The following is a 1,814-nucleotide window of genomic DNA, read 5'->3' on the forward strand; positions in this document are numbered from 1 at the left end:
ACCTTGCGTACTTAAAGCGCGGCGGCCGCATTTCGAGCGCGACGGCACTGATCGGCCCGGTGCTGAGCATCAAGCCGATTTTGTGCGGTGACGAGACGGGGCACATCGTCTCCTGCGGCAAGGTGCGCGGCATGAAGCGCGCCTATCAGGAGCTTGCGAATTATTACGACGGCCGCGCGCTCGACAAGAGCGAGATGCTCGGCATCGCCCACGCGGACAATGAAGAGGGCGCGCAGGCGCTCATCGCGCTGCTGCGGGACAAGGGCTTCACCGGCGAATGCCTGAACGTGGTCTACGAGCCTGTCACCGGCGCCCACGTCGGCCCGGGAACGGTGGCGCTGTTCTTCTACGGAAAAGAAAAGTGAACATAAGGAGCGCCCGAAGGGAAACCTTCGGGCGCTTTTTATATGGTAGACTTTGCGCAAAAGACCTGATATGATGACGAAAGAGAGATTTTGAGAGAAAAATGGGAGGGTTTATGAAAAAATCGTGGCTTATCAGAGCGCTGCTGCTCACCGCGTATTGCGTACCGTTTGCATTTTTCTCTGTGAAGGGTGATATTACTTCGGGGACGATGGTGTATTACGGTGTGATGATCGTCAGCTTTGTGATTTTGTACCGGTGCGCGCTGAAAACAGACAACGTTCCGATCATTTTTATCGGAAATATACTGAGCTTTATTTCTTCTTATTTGACGGCAAAGCTGTCGCAGTTAGACCCGATGGAATGGTACTGCAAGCCGTTTACATCCCACTCTCTGATTGTCGCGATATCGGTCGCGTCCCTCATCATCCATGCAATCATCGTATGGAGAAGAGGCAGAAAGCAGAGGAACGCACAGGGGTGTGACAGAACATGAAGAAACACAAAAAAGCGATGATCGCACTGCTGATCGTAGCCCTGTTCGGTATGATATTGGCCTGCATTTCTTCCCATCCTTTTGTTTCACGCAGGTGCGAGGTGCCGGAGGAGTATGTCGCTGAGATCCGCGCGCAGTCGGTGGGAGTTTACTCAAAGAAAGTGCCCTTGCTGCCGATTTACATTTCCATCGAGCAGTTTTCAGCGGGACGGGCCTATTATACGGTTCACTATTTCCCGTTTGGAACGCTTGGCATGTCCTATAGTTTGACCGACGGATTTTGCCAGGAAAATCCGCTGACGGGCCTGCAATAAGATAATCGGCAGAACCGGCTGTTTTTCCACTGGATTTTTGCGCACGCTTCTGTTATGATAAACGCCAAAGAAACGCCGTGGATCGGCATTGCGTTCAAACCGTCAGCAAAGGAGAAACGAATATGGAAACGATACAGGCCATCAGAAGCAGAAGAAGCATCCGTAAGTACCAGCCAAAACCCGTTCCGCACGAGGTCATCGAGCAGATCGTCGCGGACGCGGCCTACGCCCCCTCGTGGAAGAATACGCAGATCGCGCGCTATGTGCTCGTCGAGGACCGCACGACAATTGACAAAATGGCGGAGGAGATGGTGCTTGATTTCAAGCTGAACGAGAAGACGCTCAAAAACTGCCCCGCCGTTATGGTGCTTACCTATGTGACCGGCCGCTCGGGCTACGAGCGCGACGGCTCGTTCTCGACGCCGAAGGAGGCGGGCTTTGAGATGTTCGACGCGGGCATCGCCGCGCAGACATTTTGTCTTGCCGCGTGGGAGCGCGGCGTCGGCACGGTCATCACGGGCTATTTCGACGAAGAGAAGATCACGAGACTTTTGAACCGGCCGGAGAATCAGAAGGTCGGCTGGGGTATCGGTCTTGGCTATCCCGAGGAGGAGCCCGCCGCGCCGACGCGCACGAGCGTG

The 1,814-nt window shown here is 54.6% G+C and carries 4 protein-coding genes; all 4 read left to right on the forward strand.

The window, feature by feature from the left end; all coding sequences use genetic code 11:
- Nucleotides 1-365, forward strand: a 365-nt coding sequence (locus tag ACLTX1_RS12505) for a DegV family protein (RefSeq protein WP_412331065.1), incomplete at its 5' end; no start/stop codon positions are given.
- A 113-nt stretch (nt 366-478) separates the two neighbouring features.
- Complete coding sequence (locus tag ACLTX1_RS12510; protein WP_412331066.1) at nt 479-859, forward strand: hypothetical protein; 381 nt, start codon at nt 479-481, stop codon at nt 857-859.
- Nucleotides 856-1,173, forward strand: coding sequence for a hypothetical protein (locus ACLTX1_RS12515; protein ID WP_118625255.1), 318 nt, complete (start codon nt 856-858; stop codon nt 1,171-1,173). The genes ACLTX1_RS12510 and ACLTX1_RS12515 overlap by 4 nt, the downstream gene beginning before the upstream one ends.
- Before the next feature lie 122 nt (nt 1,174-1,295).
- A partial coding sequence (locus ACLTX1_RS12520) for a nitroreductase family protein (protein ID WP_412331067.1) occupies nt 1,296-1,814 on the forward strand: 519 nt, incomplete at its 3' end.

Source organism: Hominenteromicrobium sp. (assembly GCF_046974225.1).
Classification (GTDB): domain Bacteria; phylum Bacillota; class Clostridia; order Oscillospirales; family Acutalibacteraceae; genus Hominenteromicrobium; species Hominenteromicrobium mulieris.